The sequence below is a fragment of the Microbacterium sp. SORGH_AS_0505 genome (genome assembly GCF_030818715.1).
GTDB lineage: Bacteria > Actinomycetota > Actinomycetes > Actinomycetales > Microbacteriaceae > Microbacterium.
Window position 1 is genome coordinate 727,669 of sequence record NZ_JAUTAT010000001.1, and the last position, 20,968, is coordinate 748,636.

Here is a 20,968-nt window from a genome sequence, read left to right on the forward strand (position 1 = left end):
CATTGGACGGCGTCCTACCGTCGGTGCTCGGGAGAGGCATCGCATGGACCGGATCGTGCTCGAATACGACGGCAGCACTGCAGCTGAGTCTGCGCTGGAATGGGTTGCGTACCGGGCACGCTTCGAGCCCATGGCGGTGGACGTGCACGTAGTCAGGAAACGTTCGCTTTTCGAGCATGCGCCGGCAGACGCCGAGGAGGTTCTCGAACGGGCTCGCCGCCGGCTCCGTGATCTGGCCCCCTGGGCGGACATCACCGGAACCGTACGCAGCTCCCGTTCCGGTACCGCTCTGTTGGAGCGACCACCGTCTTCGGAGCTCACCGTTATCGGCATGACGCGGCGGCCGACAGCTGCAACAGGTGCATTCCCCCCTCGCAGTGGGCCACGGGGACCAGCTTGTTTCGTCCCCGCCGGTTGGACGGCGCTCGACACCCCCGTCACTGTGGGCGTGGACGATGACGAATCGTCCGACGACGCCCTCGAATTCGCGGCCGCCGAGGCCGCTGCAACTGGGGTCGCCCTGAGAATCGTTCACGCCTGGCTCCTGGGTTATCCAGCAGCCGGACATGCCTGGTCCGACACCGCTCACGACGATGCGAAACGTCATCACCACCGCATCCTCGAAAGGGCGGCGGTGAGGGCGTCCGAATTGCAGTCGCGCGTTCCGGTCGAGACCCTACTCGTCAGAGACAACCCGACGGCTGCCCTCAGCTATCAGGCCCCGTCTTCGTCGCTACTTGTCCTCGGACGGCACCCCGCGTCCGCGATACTTGGCCCTCTCTTCGGTTCGGTCGCACTCGACCTGCTCGGCCACGTCGCAACGCCGCTTTGCGTCGTACCGCCGCGCGAGGAGAGTCGCTGATGACACTGCGAGGGGTGTGGATCAGGTGGGTGGTCGTTGTTACCGCGGGTGAGTCCGCGGGGTTCATCGGGCCGGCGATCGTCGGAGCCGCAACTGCGGACAGTCCGGGTGCTGTCGCGGCCTCAGCCGCCGCCGGGATCATCGAAGGAACCGTGCTTGGCGTCTCGCAATGGTTCGTCCTATCTCTGGTGATCCCGTTCATGCCGATGCTCGTCTGGGTGAGCGTGACTGCCGCAAGTGCGTTTCTGGCGTACCTGATCGGATGCCTTCCGTCGCTCACGGCCGGCGTCTGGGCGCAAGCGCCGGTCGTTGTTACGGCCGCCAGCGCAGTCGGCCTCGGCGGCGCTCTTCTCGCGTCGATGAGCATCCCGCAAGCCATGGTGCTGCGGGCTTACGGGATGCGGGCGTCGTGGCGATGCGTCGTGTGGGCCAGCGGAAGCTGGGTCGCCGGGCTCCTGGTGTTCCTGCTCACCGCCACGCCGCTGTGGCAGCCGGGTCAGCCCTTCAGCGTGACCGTCATGATCGGTATCATCGCCGGCATCGCAATGGCCATGACCGTCGCCGCATTCAGCGGGTTCGGAGTCGTGCAGCTCACGAAGGACGCGCGGAGCGGGAAGCTGACACCCTGATATCCGAGACGCCTGAGCCATGTCCCACGCGCGAATGCGAGTGTGGAAGCGGGGGCACGATGAGGACCGGGCAGCCCGCGAGACGCATGACCTCGCGGGAAACTGCGCCCCAGGTAGGCGCATGCGACCCCAGCACGACCTCAGCGGCATCCACAGATGCCGCCACGAGAGTCCGTTCCGGGGTGGCACGAGAGATGGTCGTTCGCGTGCGCACTCCAGGGAAACACTGGGCAAGGCTGGCGCGAGCCCGCTCAAGGTGATCTCGATGGCTCTGCAACCAAGACGCGGGCGACCCCAAGATCGCCATGGGACCATCCAACGTCATCGCAGGCTCACGCCAGGCGTGGACAAGAATCAGCGTGTGCCCCATGCGGAGCGCCTCCTCAGCGGCAAAGGTCAGCGCCCGCTCCGAGGATTCATCGTCTTCCAAACCAACGAACACCCCCTGACCTTCACCCGTCCACTCGACCGGTACAACGCATACTGGTCGCCCCGCCTGCAAAGACTCATCAATGAGTGCCACAGCGGTGGACTCTCCTCGCCGAACGTCCTGCTGGTCCAGGACGAGGAGATCTCCCTCCGCAACCAACGGACGAAGCTCTCTGCCTTTCCGATTCACTTCTACCAAGCGGGTGTCATTGGTCTCCGCGAGCATCGCTGCGACCGTGTCGGAGGGCGCCTCCGTCGTGCCGCCGTGAAAGGCGACGGTGACGGCCACGTGGGCGGAGCGGGCGCGCCCGCCCACCCACCTCATGGGACCGCCATCGGGCTGCAACCGATTGAGATACACCACGATCATCTCCGACCCTTCCCTTCCAGATTCTTCGGTCAGACCATACGTAACGCGCGGAGAACCTAACGGGGCGAAGGTCCCGAGGCCCCCCGGCAGCTGCTCGAGGGACTTTCGGCCCCGCATGCTGGCCCTCTGGAGTGTGAAATCACCTGAGTGAAGGACCGAGTAGGGGGTCATCGTGGCGAAGATGCGCAATACAGGCTGGACGCTCCCCGGCGCCGACAGCGGCGAAGGCGGTTCGATCGAGGTCGTGTCCGCAGATGATGCGTGGGGGCTGGTTCAGGCTGCGGACCTCGGGCGCCTGTGCCTGATCGGCGTCGATGAAGCGCCGGACGTGTTCCCTATGAACTACCTCGCGCGAGACCGCCAGATCTATTGCCGGACGAGCGAGGGCGGCAAGCTCAACCTCATCGGTATGAACCCTCGGGTTGCGTTCGAGATCGATTCAGGCGACAGCCCGTCCGCATGGAGCGTCGTCATCAGAGGTGTCGCGTGGCGCATCGACGACCCCTATGACATCTCGGACAGTGGGATTCGTCAGCTCCTCAGCGCCTCACCTACCGGCGGCGACGTCTTCCTTCGCATCGCGCCGCTGACGATCACAGGACGCCGCTTCTCCAGTCGACGGCATCGAACGACCGAACCGGTGAGATCACGTCGCCTCGTCGGAACCGACGAAGCCTGAGGGACTGAGGTCCCGGACGTCTTCGCTGCACTGGCACACGATCCAGGTCATGCTCACTACTCTCGCGCCCCCAGACCTCGCCGACTCCCTCCCATGGACCACGCCGGGGGTGCTTGTGGGCGTTGACGGCTCCACCCACTCCGTGACAGCCCTCAGCTACGCCAACCAGCTCGCACGAACGTTGGGCTTGCCCCTCCACGCGGTCCTCGCCTGGGACTACCCGCCGCCCCTCTACCAGGACCTTGCCTACCCGCAGGTGCGCACATCCGTGCGTGCTCACGCCGGGGAACGTCTGCGTGACGCGATCGACGCGGTCTTGGACGGAGATGAACCTCCCTGGCTCACCTACGACGCCCGGCAGGGTGCGCCCGCAGCAACGCTGTTGGCGTTGAGTCGATACGCACGACTTCTTGTCGTGGGCACCCGGGGGCACGGTGGCTTCGCCGATCTTCTCCTCGGATCCGTCAGCGCAACATGCGTGTCGCACGCCCCCTGTCCCGTTGTTGTGGTCCCGAGGACGTGGCGTGTCGAGTCGGAGACAAGCTGACGCTTGACGCGGCAGTTCCGGCGGACCTTCGTCCCAGTATCGGAAGAGGTTACGACACAGGATGTGGGCATGCAGCACGTAAACGATCAGAAGCGAATAGTCGTCGGAGTCGACGGGTCTCACGCCTCGATACTCGCGTTGCAGATGGCAGCCGAACTTTCGAGCCCTCTCGGATGCGCTGTCGAAGCAATCACCGCTTGGACAAATCCCGCGTTCGTCGATCCCTACGCTCTGCTCGGCTGGTCCGGAGATGAACATGCTGCGCAGCTGCTGGACGAGGCAATCACGCAAGCGTTCCCGGACGGCGCACCTACGAGAATCGACCGACACATCGTGTTCGGCGGCCCCGCCCCGGCGCTGATCGACGCCTCTAAAGGCGCAGACATGCTGATCGTGGGTACGCGCGGACACGGCGGGTTCACCGGGCTGCTGCTCGGTTCGGTGAGTCGGGCATGCGTGGACCACGCGCAGTGTCCCGTGATGGTCGTTCCCGCACACGAATCTCGCGGAAGCAAGACGTCGCGATCGAACGAAGCGGAACAGCCCAAATCTGCCCGCTGAACGATGAGTCGCCGTCACGGCCTATGTCGGGCGAACCCGGCTCCACTTCACAGGACCGTGGTTGACCGCCAATAACCGTGCCGAAAACGATCGTTTTCGGCACGACCGACCGAGGCATCGCAGACGAACGCCACACACCGAAGATGCATCCACCGAAAACCCCTACCGAAACCGGATCGCGCCGAAACCTCTGCGGCAGGTTTTCGGGGCGGTGCCAGATCAGCGCGCGAACACACCCAGCTCGGTGACGGTGGCGGATGCCGCATCCCACCGCCTGAGCCCGCGAGCAACACCGACGATCGGCTCACCGAGCAGCGGCAGCGCGCGCTCGAGGTCCGAGACCTTGAGCCGGCGCGCGAGGGTGACGTGCGGCATCCACTCGTCCGGCTCGGTGTGCGGAGCGTCGTCGCCGGGACCGGCGGCCTCGTGCACGGCGGCGTGCAGCGCCATCAGCTCGGCCGACGGCACGACCGAGCGGGCGAGCACCCGCCGCTCCCCCGCCCCGAAGAGCACGACCGCGCCAAGCGTGACGGGGAACGCGGCCGGCAACGGCATCGAGGCGAGCTCCACCGAAGAACGCACCAGAAGCGTCACGTGCGGCGCGTTCGAAGGCGAGGTGTGCGCCGCGAGGCTCGACAGCCCGGCGTCGGCGAGCGCCTGCCATTCCGTGCGCACGGCGCGCTCGGTCGCCGCATCGAACTCGAGCTCGATGCTGACGACCGGCGCGCCGTGCACCACGGTCACCAGATGGTGACGCGCTTGTCCTGATCGAGCCAGAGCGCGTCGGCCTCGGTCACCTCGAAGGCGGCGTAGAACTCGTCGATGTTGCGGACGATCTGGTTGCAGCGGAACTCGTTCGGCGAGTGCGGGTCGATCGTCAGCAGACGGATCGTCTCGGCGTCGCGCCCCTTCTGCTGCCAGATCTGCCCCCAGCTGAGCAGCAGACGCTGGATGCCGGTGAGTCCGTCGATGACGGGACCGTCGGCATCCGTCGACCCGGTCGCCTTCAGGTGCAGCCGGTACGCCTTGATCGCGATGCCGAGGCCGCCCAGGTCGCCGATGTTCTCGCCGATCGTGAGGGCGCCGTTGACGGTGTGGTCCGTGGACAGCCCCTGCGGGACCAGCGCGTTGTACTGCTCGATGAGCGTCTTCGTGCGCTCGGTGAACGCCGCGCGATCCTCGTCGGTCCACCAGTCGTTGAGCGCACCGGTGCCGTCGAACGCGCTCCCCTGGTCGTCGAAGCCGTGCCCGATCTCGTGACCGATCACCGCACCGATGCCGCCGTAGTTCGCAGCCGGGTCGCGCTCCAGGTCGAAGAACGGGTGCTGCAGGATCGCGGCGGGGAAGACGATCTCGTTCATGAGCGGGTTGTAGTAGGCGTTGACCGTCTGCGGGGTCATGAACCACTCGTCACGATCGATGGGCGCCCCGAGCTTCGCGATCTGCTGGTCGTGCTGCCACGCGTTCGAGCGGCGGACGTTGCCGATGAGGTCGGATGCCTCGATCTCGAGGTTCGAGTAGTCCTTCCAGGTCACCGGGTAGCCGACCTTCGGCGTGAACGCCTCGAGCTTCTCGAGCGCACGCTCGCGCGTCGCCGGCGTCATCCACTCGAGCGACGAGATCGACTGCCGGTAGGCCTCGATGAGGTTGTCGACGAGGACGTCCATCTCCTCCTTGGCGCGCGGCGGGAAGTGACGCTCGACGTAGACCTTGCCGACCGCCTCGCCGAGGGCGGCCTCGACGAGCGAGACACCGCGCTTCCAGCGCTCGCGGTTGACGGGCACGCCGGTCATCTCGGTGCCGTAGAACGCGAAGTTCGCGTCGACGAACGCCTTCGACAGGAAGGGCGCCGATGCCCGGATGATCTGCAGGCGCAGCCACGCCTTCCAGTCCTCGAGGCGGTCCTCTGCGAGCAGCGCGCCGAGGCCCTCGAAGAAGCTCGGCTGGTTGACGTCGACCTCTTCGATGATGCCCGCCTTGCCGGGGGCGACGGCGTCGCGCCACGGAGCGAGGTCGACGCCCGTGAGCTGCACCGCGGCATCCCACGACATCAGGTTGTAGGTCGCGACGGCGTCACGGCTGCGCACGTTGTCCCAGTGGTGGGACGCGATCTCGGTCTCGAGCGCGACGACGCGGTCGGCCTGCGCGTCGGCGTCGTCGACGCCCGCGAGCGTGAAGACCTTGGCGACGTACGCACGGAACGCGGTGCGCGTCTTCTCGAAGTTCTCGAGGCGGTAGTAGCTCTCGTCGGGGAGCGACAGCCCGCCCTGCACGAGGAACACCACGTAGCGCTGCGGGTTGCCCGGGTCGGGCTCGATGTAGGTGCCGAAGACACCCGAGACGCCCTCTCGCTCCAGCGACCCGGCGGTGCTCAGGAAGCTCGGGATGCCGGTGACCCGGTCGACGAGCGCGAGCTGGGGCGCGATGGCGTCGGCGCCACGCTCCTCGATCGCGTCGGTGTCCATGAAGCTCGCGTAGAGGTCGCCGATCTTACGGGTCTCGGTGCCCGGCTCGGCATCCGTCGACTCCTCGATGATCGTCTTGACGTCGCGCTCGGCCTGCTCGGCGATGAGGTGGAACGACCCCCACCGCGCCTTGTCCTCGGGGATCTCGGTGCGCTCGAGCCACGAGCCGTTGACGTAGCGGAACAGGTCGTCCTGCGGCCGGACGTCGGCACTGAGCTCGGCGAGGTCGATGCCGGAGGGAAGGGTGTTCTCGGTCATGCGTCCCACCCTATGGGCGCGTCCGGACGGCCCGGCTCATTCCCTCGTGGTCGAGCACTTCTCCGGTCCCGGCTCGCCGGCGAACCGGGCCGCCGTCCAGTCGATGAGCTCATCGAGCAGGGGCGACGGACGCTCCACGACCGCCGCATGCTCGTACCCGTCGTAGATGCGGTAGTCGACGACCTGACCCGCCGCGCACATCCGCTTCGCGAACGCGGTCTGCGTCGCGACGGGGATCACGCTGTCCGCCCCGCCGTGCGCAAGCAGGACGGGCGCGTTCTGCCGGAGCGGAGCCGCATTGTCCCGCAGGTGCTCGCCGAGGGGACCGGATGCCGGAGGCTCGGAGAACAGCCGCGGGTCGCCGATCATGCCGAGCGACGCCGCGACCGAGACGACGATCGACGGATCGGACAGGCACCGTTCCGACATCTGCCTGAGCACGGTGTCGGCCCCGGGTCGCACGTACTGGTCGTACGAGACGTCGTCGTAGATCGATGAGAACGCCGCGAACGCGTACGAGGCGAAGATGCTGCCACCGGTCACGCTCGAGATGTTCTGCACGAGTGCGGGCGGATCGCTCGCCGGCGCGAGCGCCGCGACGCCCTGCACGTACAGCTCCGGCGCGTACTCGCGCGCCATCGAGCCCGCCCAGAGCGCGGCAGCACCGCCCTGCGAGTGCCCCCAGATGACCGTGCGGGTGCCGAGGTCGGCATCCTGCAGCTCCCGCGCAGCGCGCACCGCGTCGAGCGACGCCGTCGCGCTGGGCGGTCCGATCAGGTAGGGGTGCGGGCCCTCCGTGCCCAGGCCGATGTAGTCGGTCGCGACGACCGCCCACCCCTGCCGGATGATCGTCGGCAGGATGTACAGCGCACCCGACCAGAGCCCTCGCGGCTGCAGCGACGGCGCGCAGCTCTCCGAGAACCCGGTCGTGCCGTGGTTCCAGTCGACGACCGGCCACTGCCCGTCGCCCTCCTTCGGCACCACGACCACGCCGCTGGCCACGCGCACCGCGCCGTCGACACCGGTCGTCGTGTAGAGGATCCGCCAGGCGGTCGCCGTGACGGGGATGCCGGCGGTGAACGCTTCGGCGCGGACGAGCCGTCCGGGCTCCCCCGGCATGTCACGGGGCGCGGCGTAGAAGTCGTCGACGACGGTCGAGCCTTCGCGCAGCGGCACCGTCACGAGCGCCGTCGTCACCGCGAGCGCCACCGACACGAGCGCCGTCACGGTGCGCCCCCACCGGCGGAACCGCCTCGGCTCGTGGCGACGCTCCGCCTCGGTGTCACGACGGCGGCGCAGGCGGGTCCACAGGTCGGTGACCCCGCTCATGATGAGACGCGCTCCGAAGACCACAGCCACGACGAGCAGGGTGATGTCGGGCCAGAAGAGCGCCAGGACGCCGAAGATCAAGCCGGAGATCGAGAACGCGGCATCCGCGATACGGGCGTCGAGCGTGCGGCCCTTGGCGAACACGGCGACGAGGCCCGCTGCACCCGCCGCGAGCAGAAGGATGCCGACGAGCGTCGCGACGACGCGGACCGTCAGCCCCGGGGTGAGGAGCACGATGAGCCCGCCGACCACCCACGCTCCCCCGGTGACCGTGCGCCAGCGGGGGCGCTGCTTGTCGCCGTCGCGGCCGGTGAGATCGAGCACGCCCGTCAGGACCATGCCGCCGCCGATGAGCCAGGCGAGCACGCCGAGCGCGGTCGTCGGCCGGATGACGATGACGACGCCGAGGACCACGGCGGCCCCCGCCACCACGATGCGGACCCACTCGGGCAGGCGCGCGTAGAAGCGTCCGAGCGCGAGTCGCTGCAGCAGCCGCATCCGGTCCCTCCTCCGCGTGTCGGCGTCGACCTTCCACGCTAACGGCCGCATCTGCGAGCTGCCGCTCCTCGACAGCAGGTGACGATACGTGCAAGGGGGCGGACCGCGCGGGGCTACAGTGAGCGCCATGGGACGGGCCGGAACGATGCGCGCGAGCGTGCGCGACGTCGCCGCGCGCGCGGGAGTGTCGACGCAGACCGTCTCGCGCGTGCTCAACGACAGTCCGAACCTGCGCCCTGAGACCCGTGCCCGCGTCGAGGCGGCGATCGCCGAACTCGGTTACCGCGTCAACAACGCGGCGCGCTCCCTGGGCACCTCGACGACCCGGACCGTCGGGGTCATCGCCTCCGACGCGACCCTGTGGGGCCCTGGGGCGGGCATCGCCGCGCTCGACGCGGCGGCCCGTGCCGCGGACCGCTGGCTGGCGACGGCCTACGCGGATGCCGCGGACCCGGCATCCGTCACCGACGCCGCCCAGCGACTGCTCGCCCAGGGTGTGGATGCGCTGGTCGTCGTCGCCCCGCACACCGCGACCCTCCCCGCCCTGCAGGAGGTCGCCGGCCGGGTTCCCCTCGCCGCCCTTCACACCGGCGAGGGCGCCGAGCGGCAGCGTGCGGGAGCCGCGCTCGCGGTCGAGCACCTCGTCTCACTGGGCCATCGTCGGATCGCGCGGCTCGCCGGCCCGGCCGACTGGCTCGAGGCCACGGCCCGCGATGAGGGTGTCGATGCGGCGTTGGCGGCCGCCGGCATCCGTTCCGCAGCCATCTGGCACGGCGACTGGAGCGCCGCGGCGGGGGCCTCGGCGGCACGCGAGGTCGCGCAGGCCGTGCGCGACGCCGACGGGCCGACGGCGGTCGCGGCGGCGAACGACCAGATGGCGCTCGGCCTCATCGCGGGGCTCGTCGCCGAGGGACTGCGCGTTCCCGAGGACGTGTCGGTCACCGGGTTCGACGACAACGCGGATGCCGCCTTCTACACGCCCGCGCTCACGACGGTGCGCGTGGACACGGCCGGTGAGGCGCGGCGCGTCGTCGCCGAGGCCCTCGGCCTGCCGGCCGCCGTCGCAGCGGCGGAGCCGGTGCTCGTGGCCCGCGCGTCGAGCGCCGCGCCGCGCGGCTGACACGGGGAACGGCAGTAACGGTTCTGGTGCGACCGCGATGTTACCGATAACATCTACCCCATGACCGATCTCGATGAGGCGATCGCCGCCGTCCGCGCGGACGTGGCCGCCCTGCACGCCGAACTCGTCCGCTACGGCCTCGTCATCTGGACCGGAGGCAACGTCTCAGGTCGGGTCCCGGGCGCGGACCTGTTCGTCATCAAGCCGTCCGGCGTCTCGTACGACGACCTCGCGCCCGAGAACATGATCCTCTGCGACCTCGACGGCAACGTCGTCCCCGGCAGCGCCGGCAGCGACCGCTCCCCCTCGAGCGACACCGCAGCGCACGCCTACGTCTACCGGAACATGCCCGAGGTCGGCGGCGTCGTGCACACGCACTCCCCCTACGCCGTGGCCTGGGCCGCGCGCGGCGAGGAGATCCCGTGCGTCATCACGGGCATGGCCGACGAGTTCGGCGGACCGATCCCGGTCGGACCGTTCGCGATCATCGGCGACGACTCGATCGGCCGCGGCATCGTCGAGACCTTGAGCGGTCACCGCTCCCGCGCCGTCCTGATGCAGAACCACGGGCCGTTCACGATCGGCGTCAGCGCGAAGGATGCCGTCAAAGCCGCCGTCATGTGCGAGGACGCCGCCCGCACCGTCCACTTCGCCCGACAGGGCGGCGAACTGATCCCCATCCCGCAGGACAAGATCGACGCCCTCTACAACCGGTACCAGAACGTGTACGGCCAGAGCACGGACGCCCGCCGATGAGCGCGGTCATCTCCTCCGGTGCCGCCGCCTTGGGCATCGAGCTCGGCTCGACCCGCATCAAAGCGTGCCTCGTCGATGCGTCGAACCCGACCACCGTGCTCGCGGTCGGCAGCCACGAATGGGAGAACGCTCTCGAGGACGGCGTCTGGACCTACTCCGAGGACGCGATCTGGTCGGGCCTGCGGGCCGCCTACGCCGACCTCCTCGCCGACGTCCGCCGTCAGGGCGCCGAACTGACCGACCTCGCCGGCATCGGCGTCTCGGCGATGATGCACGGCTACCTCGCCTTCGACGCCGAGGGAAACCTGCTCGTCCCGTTCCGCACGTGGCGCAACACCTCCACGGGTGCCGCCGCGGCCGAGCTGACCGATCTGCTGGGCATCAACATCCCGCTCCGCTGGTCGATCGCTCACCTGCACCAGGCGGTGCTCGACGATGAGGCGCATCTCGCTTCTCTCGCGAAGATCAACACCCTCGCCGGGTGGGTCCACGAGAAGCTCACGGGCCGATTCGCACTGGGCGTCGGGGACGCGTCGGGTATGTTCCCGATCGGCACCGACGGCGGCTACGACCGCGACCGCGTCGCCGCCTACGATGCGCACGCCGCCGGGTTCCTCGCCGGCCGCAGCCTGACGGACCTGCTGCCCGAGGTGCTCCCCGCAGGGGCGGATGCCGGAACTCTCACCCCCGCAGGCGCCGCCCTGCTCGACGCGACCGGCACTCTGCGCCCTGGCGCGGTCGCCGCTCCGGCCGAGGGCGACGCCGGCACCGGCATGGTCGCCACGAACGCGGTCTCGCCGCGCACCGGCAACGTCAGCGCCGGCACGAGCATCTTCGCGATGGTCGTCCTCGAGCGCCCGCTCGAGCGGGTCCACACCGAGATCGACCTCGTCACGACGCCCGCCGGCCACCCCGTCGCGATGGTCCACTGCAACAACGGCGCGAGCGAGCTCGCCGCGTGGGCGGCGCTGTTCGCGCGGTTCGCCGCGGCATCCGGTCAGTCGCTCTCGTCCGATGCCGTCTACGAGACGCTCCTGCGCGAAGCGCTCGAGGGCGGGTCGGATGCCGGTGGTCTCCTCGCCTACAACCACCTGTCGGGCGAGCCGATCGCCGGCCTCGCCGAGGGGCGCCCCCTGCTCGTCCGCACGCCCGACGCGGACTTCTCGCTCGCGAACGTCATGCGCGCACAGGTCTACGGCGTCTTCGCGACGCTCGCGATCGGCATGCAGACGCTCGCCGCCGAGGGTGTCGAGCTCGACGCGATGTTCGCGCACGGCGGCGTCTTCCGCACCGCCGGGGTCGCGCAGCGCTTCCTCGCCGGGGCGCTCGACGTGCCCGTCACGGTCGGCGACACCGCCGCCGAGGGCGGCGCGTGGGGCATGGCCGTGCTCGCCGCGTACGCGGTCGCGGAATCCGGCACGGACCTCGCCGCCTACCTCACCGACCACGTATTCGCGGGGTCGGCCTCCGACACCGCCACCCCCGAGCCGGCCGACGTCGCCGGGTTCGCCGACTACCTCGCGCGCTACCGCGACGGCCTGGCCGTCGAGGCCGCCGCCGTCACCGCACTGCCGCTCGGCGGCATCCGCTCATCGAAGAACGAAGGAACAGCATGACCCTCTCCACCAGCCTCGAGCAGTACACCGTCTGGTTCGTCACCGGCAGCCAGAACCTCTACGGCGAGGAGACGCTGCGGCAGGTCGCCGAGCAGTCGCAGGCCGTCGCCGAGGGCCTCGCGGGCCTGCCCGTGAAGGTCGAGTGGAAGCCCGTCCTGAAGGACTCGGACTCGATCCGCCGCCTCGCGCTCGATGCGAACGCCGACGACTCGGTCATCGGCGTCATCGCGTGGATGCACACCTTCAGCCCCGCGAAGATGTGGATCTCGGGCCTCGACGCGCTCCGCAAGCCGCTGCTGCACCTGCACACGCAGGCGAACGTCGAGCTGCCGTGGAACGACATCGACTTCGACTTCATGAACCTCAACCAGGCCGCGCACGGCGACCGCGAGTTCGGGTACATCCAGACGCGCCTCGGCGTTCCCCGCAAGACGGTGGTCGGTCACGTCTCGAACCCCGTCGTCGTGCAGCAGATCGAGGACTGGGAGCGCGCGGCCGCCGGCTGGCAGGCCGTGAAGACCCTCAAGCTCGCCCGCTTCGGCGACAACATGCGCTACGTCGCCGTCACCGAGGGTGACAAGACCGAGGCCGAGCTGCAGTTCGGCGTGCAGGTCAACACGTGGGGGGTGAACGAACTGGCGGATGCCGTGGCCCAGGCATCCGATGCGCAGATCGACGCACTCGTCGAGGAGTACGTCGCCTCGTACGACGTGGCCGACGAGCTGCTCCCCGGCGCGGAGCGGCACCAGTCGCTGCGCGATGGCGCCGCGATCGAGATCGGACTGCGCTCGTTCCTCGAGGCCGGCGGCTTCGGGGCGTTCACGACCTCGTTCGAGGACCTCGGCGCGCTGACGCAGCTGCCCGGCCTCGCCGTGCAGCGCCTCATGGCCGAGGGCTACGGCTTCGGCGCCGAAGGCGACTGGAAGACCGCGATCCTCGTGCGCGTCGCGAACGTCATGGGGTCGGGCCTGCCCGGTGGCGCGAGCCTCATGGAGGACTACACCTACGACCTGGTTCCCGGTGCCGAGCGGATCCTCGGGGCGCACATGCTCGAGGTCTCGCCGACGCTCACGACCTCGAAGCCGCGCCTCGAGGTGCACGAGCTGGGCATCGGCGGCAAGGCCGACCCCGTGCGCCTGGTGTTCACGGCGGATGCCGGCCCCGCCCTCGTCGTGGCGATGAGCGATATGCGCGACCGGTTCCGCCTCGTCGCGAACGTCGTCGAGAACGTCGATGCGCCCGACCTGCCCAAGCTCCCCGTCGGCCGCGCCGTCTGGAAGCCGTCGCCGGACTTCGCGACCTCGGCCGCATGCTGGCTCGCCGCCGGCGCCGCGCACCACACCGTCATGACGACGGCCGTGGGCATCGAGGTGTTCCGCGACTTCGCTGACATCGCCGGCACCGAGCTGCTCGTCATCGACGAGGACACGACGGTGCGCGGCTTCCAGAAGGAGCTCCGCTGGAACCAGGCGTACTACCGCCTCGCACAAGGGCTGTAACCGGAACCGACGACGGCCCCGTCATCCTCATCGGATGCCGGGGCCGTTCTCGTGCGGAATGCTCAGTGCCCGCCGTGGCCGGGCATGAACACCTCGTTGACATTGGCGCCGGGGGCATCGCTCCCGACGGGGGTCGCGGCGAGCGCCGGCGTGACGATGCCCGACAGCAGGAAAGCCCCGACGACGAGGCCCCACACGCTCGTGCGCGCGGCGGTGCGAGCAGCAGACGGCTCGCGCCGTGCGGACCGACGGACCGCGACGGCCGCGGTGACACCGACCACCAGCGACAGTGCGAGCGCGACCGCGACCGGGTAGGCGCTCATCTGCACGGGATTGACCAGGAGCACCGTCGTGGCCGCGGCGATACCGGCCAGCCCGATGATCATCGCCCCACGCGGAGCGACGAGGCGGCCCTTGGCGAGGGCCACGGCACCCCAGATGAGTGCCGCCGCCCCTACGGTGACCAGGAGGACGCCGACGCCGCGAGCTGCGACGTCAGCGCCCTTGGTGATGGCGCCCGCGCCGAGTCCGAGCTGCAGCAGTCCGGCGCCCCACGCGGCGAGCGTCGGCCAGGAGCGGACCAGAGCGGACGGCGACATCAGACAGCCGCGCGAGTGGAGACCTGCTTGTCGGCGGCGAGACCGACGCCCAGCAGCACGATCGCGCTACCCAGGTGCAGGAAGTGGTCGGCGGCGTTCAGCGCCAGGATGTTGGCGGCACTGCCCTCGATGAAGAAGCCGACGATGCCGAGCAGCAGGTAGGCCGCACCGACGACGATATTCACGCCCTTCGCGGCGCGGACGTTCGACAGTCCGCCGATCAGCAGCGCTGCACCGATCAGGAGGTGCGCGATGTTGTGCAGCGGGTTGACCATGAAGATGCCGAGCAGGAGCCCGCCATCGGTGGCGAGGAAGTCGACACCGCCCGTGGCCGTGAAGCCGAGCAGGCCGACGAGGATGTAGACGGCGCCGAAGATGACGGCGACGAGGCGGTTGGGTGAGCTGGTCATGCGATTGTCCCTCCATTGGTGCGACGGATGCCGCGGGCCGTGCGTTCAGGTGCTGCACAGCATTCGGTGCGGGGCCCGGAACGGATTGCGTCCAGGCCCTCGTTGCGACTGTAGGGATGCGCCCGCGCCGTCTCGCAGGGCTTGTGACGCCTCCTGAGGCCCTGCTATGGAGTGGCTATGCCACCGGCAGCTGTGTCCGCGACCGATGACCGTCGGGCCACGTGATCGACACGGTGTCACCGTTTCGTTCGACGACCGCCTCCGTCCGCACGGACGCGCCGGCTCCGCGCAGGTCCAGCACCACGATCGCCTCACCACGAGGCTCGAGCTCCACGACGGGTACGACAGCGCTCGCGCCGAGGGGGCTGGCATCCTGTCTGCGCACCGCGTCGGCGGTTCCGCCGGTCAGCGAGCGGATGCCGCTGGTCACCCCGTGCGCGGACGCCTCGGCGACCGCGCCGCTCCCGCGCGACACCGGGTCGCCGCCCGCGATGGCCCATCCGCCGACGCGGAGCTGCACCGCGTCGGCCGCGACGCCGTCCATCCGCACGATTCGCACCTCGACACCGCCGCGGACGAGCGAATCCACCCGGATGCGACCGGCCGGACGCGCCTCTCCGGTGAACCCCGATCCGTGTGCGTAGGCCGTCGGCGCCGGCGCGATCCACTGGGCGTCCCACGTCGCCGACGCGACGCCGATCCCGGCCTCGACACGCGCGCCGAGCAGCCGCATCCCACTCCGGTGGGTGCCGCGGCCGTCGGCATCCGTCAGCGTCACGGACTGCTCGAGGGGCTCGAGCCATGCCGTCGCGTCAAGCAGAGGTGCGGTCGCGGTGGAGTAGCCGATGCGCGCGTAGAGCGGCGAGTCCGTCGACACCACGCCCAGGCCGGAGTGGTCCGTGCCGTGATTGAACACACGGACGATCCCGTCGCTCGCGGTCCCCGCCACGATCCATCCGGGCGAGGCCACGGCGCGCAGGACGTCGCCCGACTCGACGGGGAGCGGCTCGGTGGGCGTCGTCCAGACCGGATGATCTGCGGGCAGCAGGACACCGAGGAGCCCCTTGACCGCCCAGTACGGCGACCCCGGCCCGGAGTAGGACTGCGCCAGGGTGCGCCACTCGCCGTGCCATCCCATCGTCAGGACGCCATCGGTGTCGGGAGCACCCCGGTCGGCGAAGTGGCGGACGATGAGCTCCGCCGCGTGCCGCAGACGGCCTGCCGAGTGCGACGGCACCTCGGCGATGACGCCGACCCAGAACACCGCGGCGGCGGCGAACCGGTAGATGAGGCTCCTGCCCTGGATCAGGGGCGAGCCGTCGCCGCCCACGAGGGCGAGCGCATCGTCGAGGAAGCGATCCAGGCGGGCGACGTCCCCCGCCGTCCGACCGCCGGCGAGCTCGGCGGCCCCCGACATCCGCGACCACAGGACGGGGTACACGTGCAGCGCCCAGCCGACGTAGTGGTCGTACGAGCGCTCCTCGCCGTCGGACAGCCAGCCGTCTTCGCGGACGAACGAATCATGGCACGCGAGATCCGCCTCGATGTCGGCCGCGGACCACGGGCCGCCCACCGAGCGCAGGAAGGTCTCGACGACGATGCGGAACCAGACCCAGTTCGTGCGCGGGTACGCGTCGTCGCCCACGACGGGCGCGAACCAGTCGATCGCGCGCTGCTGCGTGGTGGCGTCGAGGGCGTCCCAGACCCAGGGACGCGTGAGGTCGAGGACGAGGGCGATGGATGCCGCTTCGACCTTCGCCTGCCCGTGCTCGTCCGGTCGCACCCACCGATCGGGCGCTCCGGGGTCCACGCCCGCCGCGACCCCGCGGCGCACGAACGAGATCAGGTCGTCGACGCCGACGCCGCGCTCCCCCGCGATGCGGAACCCCGCCAGCAGCAGCGTGCGAGCGAACCCTTCGAGACCGTCGATGTCGTGGCCGTAGCCGCCCTCGGCTCCCGGGAAGTGGATGCATCCGCCGCCGGGTGAGGCGTGGCGCCGCGCGGCGTCGAGCAGCGTGTCGGCGTGGGCGAGCCAGTCGGCTCGCGACCACTCCTCGGCGACCACGGCCGCCTCCTTCAGCCTTGCCGGCTCGCGAGGGCTCGTCCGGCCTCGCGCAGCCACCGCTCGGGCTCGGCCATCGACGAGGCCGCGCTCCCGGCCAGCTCGGTCGTCGAGAGCGCGTGCGCGAACCCCGACGTGTCGGCATCCGCTCCGATCCGACCGGCGACGACCGCGACGGGCACCGATCGCGACGTCGCGAGCCCGCGGACGAAGGCGGGAACCTTGCCCGCCGCGGACTGGCCGTCGAACGAGCCTTCACCCGTGACAACGAGGGATGCCGCGGCCACCGCACCGGCGAGGTCGATGAGCTCGGCGACCCGCTCCGCCCCCGGGACGAGATCCGCACCCCAGGCGGCGAGGGCGAAGCCCGTGCCGCCCGCGGCGCCCGCACCGGGCAGGAGCGGATCGGCGGTTGCGGCGTGACGCGCGATGCACGCCGCGTACCGCTCGAGCACGCCGTCGACGACCTCGACGTCGGTGGCGGTCAGCCCCTTCTGCGGGCCGAACACGGCTGCCGCGCCCGACGGCCCCGTCAGCGGATTCGTGACGTCGCTGAGGACCGTCACCCCGCCTGCCGGCATCGGCCGCACGTGGGTGAGGTCGATCGCCGAGACGGCGGCGAGTCCGCGCGCGCCGGCGGGCACGTCCCGCCCGTCGGCGTCGACCATGCGCGCCCCCAGGGCACGCAGCATCCCGCTGCCGCCATCGGTCGACGCCGACGAACCGATACCGAGGACGAGTCGGGTGGCACCGGCGTCGAGCGCTGCGGCGATCGCCTGCCCGAAGCCCGTCGTGTCGGCATCCCACGGCAGTCGGTCGTCACCGAGGAGTTCGATCCCGCTGGTGGAGGCGAGCTCGACGACGCCCGTGCCGTCCGGGAGCAGGAGCCACGAGGCGTCGACGGCGGTGCCGCGGGGGCCGCGTACCCGGACCGGCCGCCGCTCGGCGCCCGGGACGGCGGCGGCGAAGGCGTCGAGCGTGCCCTCTCCGCCGTCCGCCATCGGACGCAACGCGATGTCCGCGGCGGGGTCGGCGTCGCGCCAGCCGGCGGCGACGGCGGCCGATGCGGCGGCAGCGGCGACCGAGCCTTTGAAGCTGTCGAGCGCGATGACGATGCTCATGCGCGCGGCGGGGTGCTCTCGCGCAGCAGCACCTCAAGTCTCAGGTCGTCGGGGTGCGGCTCCCAGTCGGCATCCGTCGCCGCGCGGAACGCCTGATACCCGACCTCCTCGAGCGGGACGCGGACCGTCGTGAGGGCGGGGGTCACGTCGCGGCTGGTGGGGATGTCGTCGAACCCCGCGAGCGCGATGTCCTCGCCCGCCGTGCGTCCGGCGGCACGGATGGCCGTGAGCGCTCCGATCGCCACGACATCGCTGATGCCGACGACGACGGTGCCGGTGCCGACCCCGTCTTCGAGAGCGCGCGTCATCGCCTCGTAGCCCGCGTCGCGGGTGAACCCGCCGCGGTAGACGCGCGGCTGCGTCCCGCCGGCTCCGGTGAACCCGGCCGTGAAGCCATCGACACGCGAGTCGCTGGTCGCCGTGCCCTCCTCCGCCGCGAGGACGACGGCCTCGCGGTAGCCGCGGTCGACGAGCGCGCGGCCGAGAGCCTCGGCCCCGCTGCGGTTGTCGAGGATCAGTGAGCGCACGGCGCCGGCTCCCGGCCCGAGCGCGACCACCTGGCCGCCCATGGCGCCGAGCAGGTCGAGTTCGCGGGTCAGGTCGGGGTTCGGCCCCGACGAGGTCCGCGACGCCGCGAGGATCAGTCCCCGCGGGCGCTGGCCCCGGAGCGCGCGGACCAGTCGCACCTCGCGCTCGGCGTCGCGTTCCGTGATCGCGACCGTCACGACGAGTCCCGCCTCGTCCGCACCGCGGGCGACGCCCGACGCGATGAGCCCGAAGTACGGGTCGGCGATGTCGGCGACGAGCAGCGCGATGATCGCCGACGTCCCTCGAGCCGTCGCCTGCGCCGACAGGTTGGCCGTGTACCCGAGGCGGGCCGCTGCCGCCTCGACACGCTCCCGGTACGAGTCCGCCACCTTCCGGGTCGATCCGTTAAGGGCGCGCGACGCGGTGGCGAGCGAGACGCCCGCCTCGCGGGCGACATCGTCGAGGGTGACCGCGCCGGTGGGCGCGATTCGACGCAGGGTGCGGTCCGTCATGGTGCGCAGTCTACGGGCGGGTCTGTCGGCGTTCCGAGCGGCGCGTCATCGGGCGCCGAGGAAGGGCGACACGGATGCCGCGAACCCCGCGGCCGTCCGCCGGACCGCCTCGAGCGGCTCGGTCGCCCACACGTCGGCATTGAAGACCTCGACCTCCACGTCGCCCGAGTAGCCGGTGTCGGCGACCGCGCGGGTGAGGCCCGCCAGGTCGATGACGCCGTCGCCCGGGTAGTGGCGGCCGAGCAGCACGTCCGCCGGGAGCGGCGTCTTCCAGTCGCACACCTGGTACGTGGCGATGCGGCCCTCGCGGCCGGCCCGCTCGATCGCGTCGAGCACGTCGGGGTCCCAGAAGATGTGGAACGTGTCGACGGCGACCCCCACGACCGACGGATCGAAGCCCGACGCCAGGTCGAGCGCCTGCCCGAGGGTCGAGACGACGCACCGATCGGTCGCGTACATCGGGTGCAGCGGCTCGATGGCGAGGGTGACCCCGGCCTCGGCGGCGTGCGGAGCGAGCTCGCCGAGGGCGTCGCGCACGCGCTCACGAGCCCCGACCAGGTCACGGGATCCTTCGGGGAGTCCGCCCGCGACGAGCACGAGCACCGCCTCGGATCCGGGCGCACCGGCTGCGGCGAGCGTCGCCGCCTCTTCGATCGCGACGAGGTTGTCGTCGATCGACGCGCGACGCGCGGGACCCTCGGGCATCGTGAAGAAGCCCGACCGGCAGTGCGTCGAGAACCGCAGCCCGGAGTCCGTGAGCATGGATGCCGCGGTCGCGAGACCGACCTCCTGCACCGGCTCCCGCCACAGGCCGATGCTCTGCACGCCCGCCTCGACGGTCACGCGGAGCGCGGTCGCGAGGTCGGCGTGCTTGATGGTGCCCTGGTTGATCGACAGGCGCGGGTCGACGGCGCTCACGCGTCGAGACCGTTCAGTCGCAGCATCCCGTTCCACCGCTCGGCGGCCAGTTCGGGACGTTCGAAGGCCTTCGCGTCGTTCGCGAGCTCGACGATGCGCGAGAGGTGCGGCAGGCTGCGCGCCGAGTGCAGTCCGCCGACCATCTGGAACGCGGGCTGGTGCCCGTTCAGCCAAGCGAGGAAGGCGACACCGGTCTTGTAGTAGAACGTCGGGGCGGCGAACACCTGGCGCGAGAGCGCCTCGGTCGGTGCGAGCACCTCGAGGTAGCGCGCCGGGTCGCCCGCATCGAGCGCCTGGATCGCGGCCGAGGCGACCGGCGTCAGCGCCGCGAACGCACCGAGCAGGGCGTCGGAGTGCTGCCGAGCGGATGCCGGGTCCCGGGGCGGCTGCGGGGCGTCGGGCACGTCCGCACCACCGATGAGGCCGACGTAGTTGAAGTCGTCACCCGTGAACATGCGCACCGACTCCGGCAGGCGCTCGCGCACCGAGACCTCGGAGGCCGCGTCGAGCAGGCTCATCTTGACGCCGGCGACCTTGTCGACGTGCGCCTCGATGACCTCGAGCAGGACGGCGGATGCCGTCTGCCAGTCGGTCGCACCGAAGTACCCCGCGAGCTGCGGGTCGAAGGCGGTGCCGAGCCAGTGCAGCACGACCGGCGTCGTCGCCCGCGACAGCACTGCGTCGTAGACGCGGCGGTAGTCGTCGGCGCTCTCGGCGACCCGCGCGAGGTGACGGGAGGCCATGAGGACCGGACCCGCACCCTGCTCCTCGGTGAAGTGCAGCTGCTCGAGGTAGGCCGAGACGACCTCGTCGAGCGTGATCCGCTCCTCGTCGATGTGATCGGTGTTCACGCCGACGGCGACGGACCCGCCCTCTTCACGGGCGACCTCGGCGGAGCGGGCGATCAGCTCGCGGGTGGCCGCGGCATCCAGTCCCATGTTCCGCTGCGCGGTGTCCATGGCGTCAGCGACGCCGAGACCCCACGAGTACACGTTGCGGCGGAAGTCGAGGGTCGCATCCCAGTCGATGTCGGCCGGCTGACCGGGGGTGTTGTCGGCGTGCGTCTTCGGCACGACGTGCGCGGCCGCGTACGCGACACGGCTGCGGAGCGGCGCCTCGGGGCGGATGTACCCGGAGGTGTCGACGAGGGGGACGCGCCGGAGCGCGCCGTCCCCCGAGAGCAGGGTGAGGTCGGTCATC

At 70.7% G+C, this 20,968-nt stretch carries 20 protein-coding genes; 9 read left to right on the forward strand and 11 right to left on the reverse strand.

Features of this window, described 5'->3' with window-relative positions; genetic code table 11:
* Nucleotides 1-43: 43 nt before the first annotated feature.
* Together QE428_RS03595 and QE428_RS03600 are read left to right on the forward strand one after the other, a co-directional pair.
* A complete protein-coding gene (locus QE428_RS03595) occupies nt 44-862 on the forward strand; it encodes a universal stress protein (RefSeq protein ID WP_307463119.1) in 819 nt (272 codons plus the stop codon).
* A gap of 29 nt (nt 863-891) precedes the next feature.
* Nucleotides 892-1,491, forward strand: coding sequence for a hypothetical protein (locus tag QE428_RS03600; RefSeq protein WP_307463122.1), 600 nt, complete (start codon nt 892-894; stop codon nt 1,489-1,491).
* Here QE428_RS03600 and QE428_RS14695 read toward each other — a convergent pair.
* Nucleotides 1,454-2,461 (reverse strand): universal stress protein, encoded by a 1,008-nt coding sequence (locus tag QE428_RS14695; RefSeq protein ID WP_373457692.1) that lies wholly within the window; start codon nt 2,459-2,461, stop codon nt 1,454-1,456. The two genes, QE428_RS03600 and QE428_RS14695, sit on opposite strands and share 38 nt — an antisense overlap.
* Before the next feature lie 10 nt (nt 2,462-2,471).
* Here QE428_RS14695 and QE428_RS03605 point away from each other — a divergent pair, with 10 nt between their 5' ends.
* The 3 genes from QE428_RS03605 (at nt 2,472) to QE428_RS03615 (ending at nt 4,077) form a co-directional block, all read left to right on the forward strand.
* A complete protein-coding gene (locus QE428_RS03605; protein ID WP_307470616.1) occupies nt 2,472-2,969 on the forward strand; it encodes a pyridoxamine 5'-phosphate oxidase family protein in 498 nt (165 codons plus the stop codon).
* A 49-nt stretch (nt 2,970-3,018) separates the two neighbouring features.
* Complete coding sequence (locus QE428_RS03610) at nt 3,019-3,516, forward strand: universal stress protein (protein ID WP_307463125.1); 498 nt, start codon at nt 3,019-3,021, stop codon at nt 3,514-3,516.
* A gap of 69 nt (nt 3,517-3,585) precedes the next feature.
* Complete coding sequence (locus QE428_RS03615; protein WP_307463128.1) at nt 3,586-4,077, forward strand: universal stress protein; 492 nt, start codon at nt 3,586-3,588, stop codon at nt 4,075-4,077.
* 219 nt (nt 4,078-4,296) lie between these two features.
* On the opposite strand, the gene QE428_RS03620 is transcribed toward QE428_RS03615, so the two are convergent.
* The 3 genes from QE428_RS03620 to QE428_RS03630 are packed head-to-tail and all read right to left on the reverse strand — an operon-like array spanning nt 4,297 to nt 8,627.
* Nucleotides 4,297-4,821, reverse strand: a complete 525-nt coding sequence (locus QE428_RS03620) for a 2'-5' RNA ligase family protein (RefSeq protein WP_307463131.1) — start codon at nt 4,819-4,821, stop codon at nt 4,297-4,299.
* Complete coding sequence (locus tag QE428_RS03625; protein WP_307463134.1) at nt 4,818-6,800, reverse strand: M13 family metallopeptidase; 1,983 nt, start codon at nt 6,798-6,800, stop codon at nt 4,818-4,820. Before QE428_RS03625 ends, QE428_RS03620 begins: the two co-directional genes overlap by 4 nt.
* A 36-nt stretch (nt 6,801-6,836) precedes the next feature.
* Complete coding sequence (locus QE428_RS03630; protein WP_307463138.1) at nt 6,837-8,627, reverse strand: alpha/beta fold hydrolase; 1,791 nt, start codon at nt 8,625-8,627, stop codon at nt 6,837-6,839.
* A 127-nt stretch (nt 8,628-8,754) separates the two neighbouring features.
* On the opposite strand from QE428_RS03630, the gene QE428_RS03635 reads away from it, so the two are divergent.
* From QE428_RS03635 to araA, 4 genes are read left to right on the forward strand one after another with little or no spacing between them, the layout of a single operon-like run.
* Nucleotides 8,755-9,747, forward strand: a complete 993-nt coding sequence (locus QE428_RS03635) for a LacI family DNA-binding transcriptional regulator (protein ID WP_307463141.1) — start codon at nt 8,755-8,757, stop codon at nt 9,745-9,747.
* Nucleotides 9,748-9,807: 60 nt separating this feature from the next.
* Nucleotides 9,808-10,503 (forward strand): L-ribulose-5-phosphate 4-epimerase, encoded by a 696-nt coding sequence (locus QE428_RS03640; protein WP_307463144.1) that lies wholly within the window; start codon nt 9,808-9,810, stop codon nt 10,501-10,503.
* Nucleotides 10,500-12,119 (forward strand): xylulokinase, encoded by a 1,620-nt coding sequence (locus QE428_RS03645; protein ID WP_307463147.1) that lies wholly within the window; start codon nt 10,500-10,502, stop codon nt 12,117-12,119. The genes QE428_RS03640 and QE428_RS03645 overlap by 4 nt, the downstream gene beginning before the upstream one ends.
* Nucleotides 12,116-13,618, forward strand: a complete 1,503-nt coding sequence (gene araA, locus QE428_RS03650) for an L-arabinose isomerase (protein WP_307463150.1) — start codon at nt 12,116-12,118, stop codon at nt 13,616-13,618. The genes QE428_RS03645 and araA overlap by 4 nt, the downstream gene beginning before the upstream one ends.
* Before the next feature lie 62 nt (nt 13,619-13,680).
* Here the strand turns inward: araA and QE428_RS03655 are convergent, their stop codons facing one another.
* From QE428_RS03655 to QE428_RS03685, 7 genes are all read right to left on the reverse strand, one after another.
* A complete protein-coding gene (locus tag QE428_RS03655; protein WP_091357133.1) occupies nt 13,681-14,217 on the reverse strand; it encodes a hypothetical protein in 537 nt (178 codons plus the stop codon).
* Nucleotides 14,217-14,627: a DUF4383 domain-containing protein gene (locus tag QE428_RS03660; RefSeq protein WP_091357136.1), complete on the reverse strand. Its 411-nt coding sequence runs from the start codon at nt 14,625-14,627 to the stop codon at nt 14,217-14,219. The genes QE428_RS03655 and QE428_RS03660 overlap by 1 nt, the downstream gene beginning before the upstream one ends.
* A gap of 175 nt (nt 14,628-14,802) precedes the next feature.
* A complete protein-coding gene (locus QE428_RS03665; protein WP_307463155.1) occupies nt 14,803-16,692 on the reverse strand; it encodes a DUF2264 domain-containing protein in 1,890 nt (629 codons plus the stop codon).
* A gap of 11 nt (nt 16,693-16,703) precedes the next feature.
* On the reverse strand, nt 16,704-17,810 hold the full coding sequence (locus tag QE428_RS03670) for a glycerate kinase (protein ID WP_307463157.1): 1,107 nt from the start codon (nt 17,808-17,810) through the stop codon (nt 16,704-16,706).
* On the reverse strand, nt 17,807-18,850 hold the full coding sequence (locus QE428_RS03675; protein WP_307463160.1) for a LacI family DNA-binding transcriptional regulator: 1,044 nt from the start codon (nt 18,848-18,850) through the stop codon (nt 17,807-17,809). Before QE428_RS03675 ends, QE428_RS03670 begins: the two co-directional genes overlap by 4 nt.
* A gap of 45 nt (nt 18,851-18,895) precedes the next feature.
* Nucleotides 18,896-19,768 carry a sugar phosphate isomerase/epimerase gene (locus QE428_RS03680; protein WP_307463163.1) on the reverse strand — a complete coding sequence of 291 codons (873 nt, stop codon included), beginning with the start codon at nt 19,766-19,768 and terminating at the stop codon, nt 18,896-18,898.
* On the reverse strand, nt 19,765-20,967 hold the full coding sequence (locus tag QE428_RS03685) for a dihydrodipicolinate synthase family protein (RefSeq protein ID WP_307463167.1): 1,203 nt from the start codon (nt 20,965-20,967) through the stop codon (nt 19,765-19,767). Before QE428_RS03685 ends, QE428_RS03680 begins: the two co-directional genes overlap by 4 nt.
* Nucleotide 20,968 lies beyond the last annotated feature (1 nt).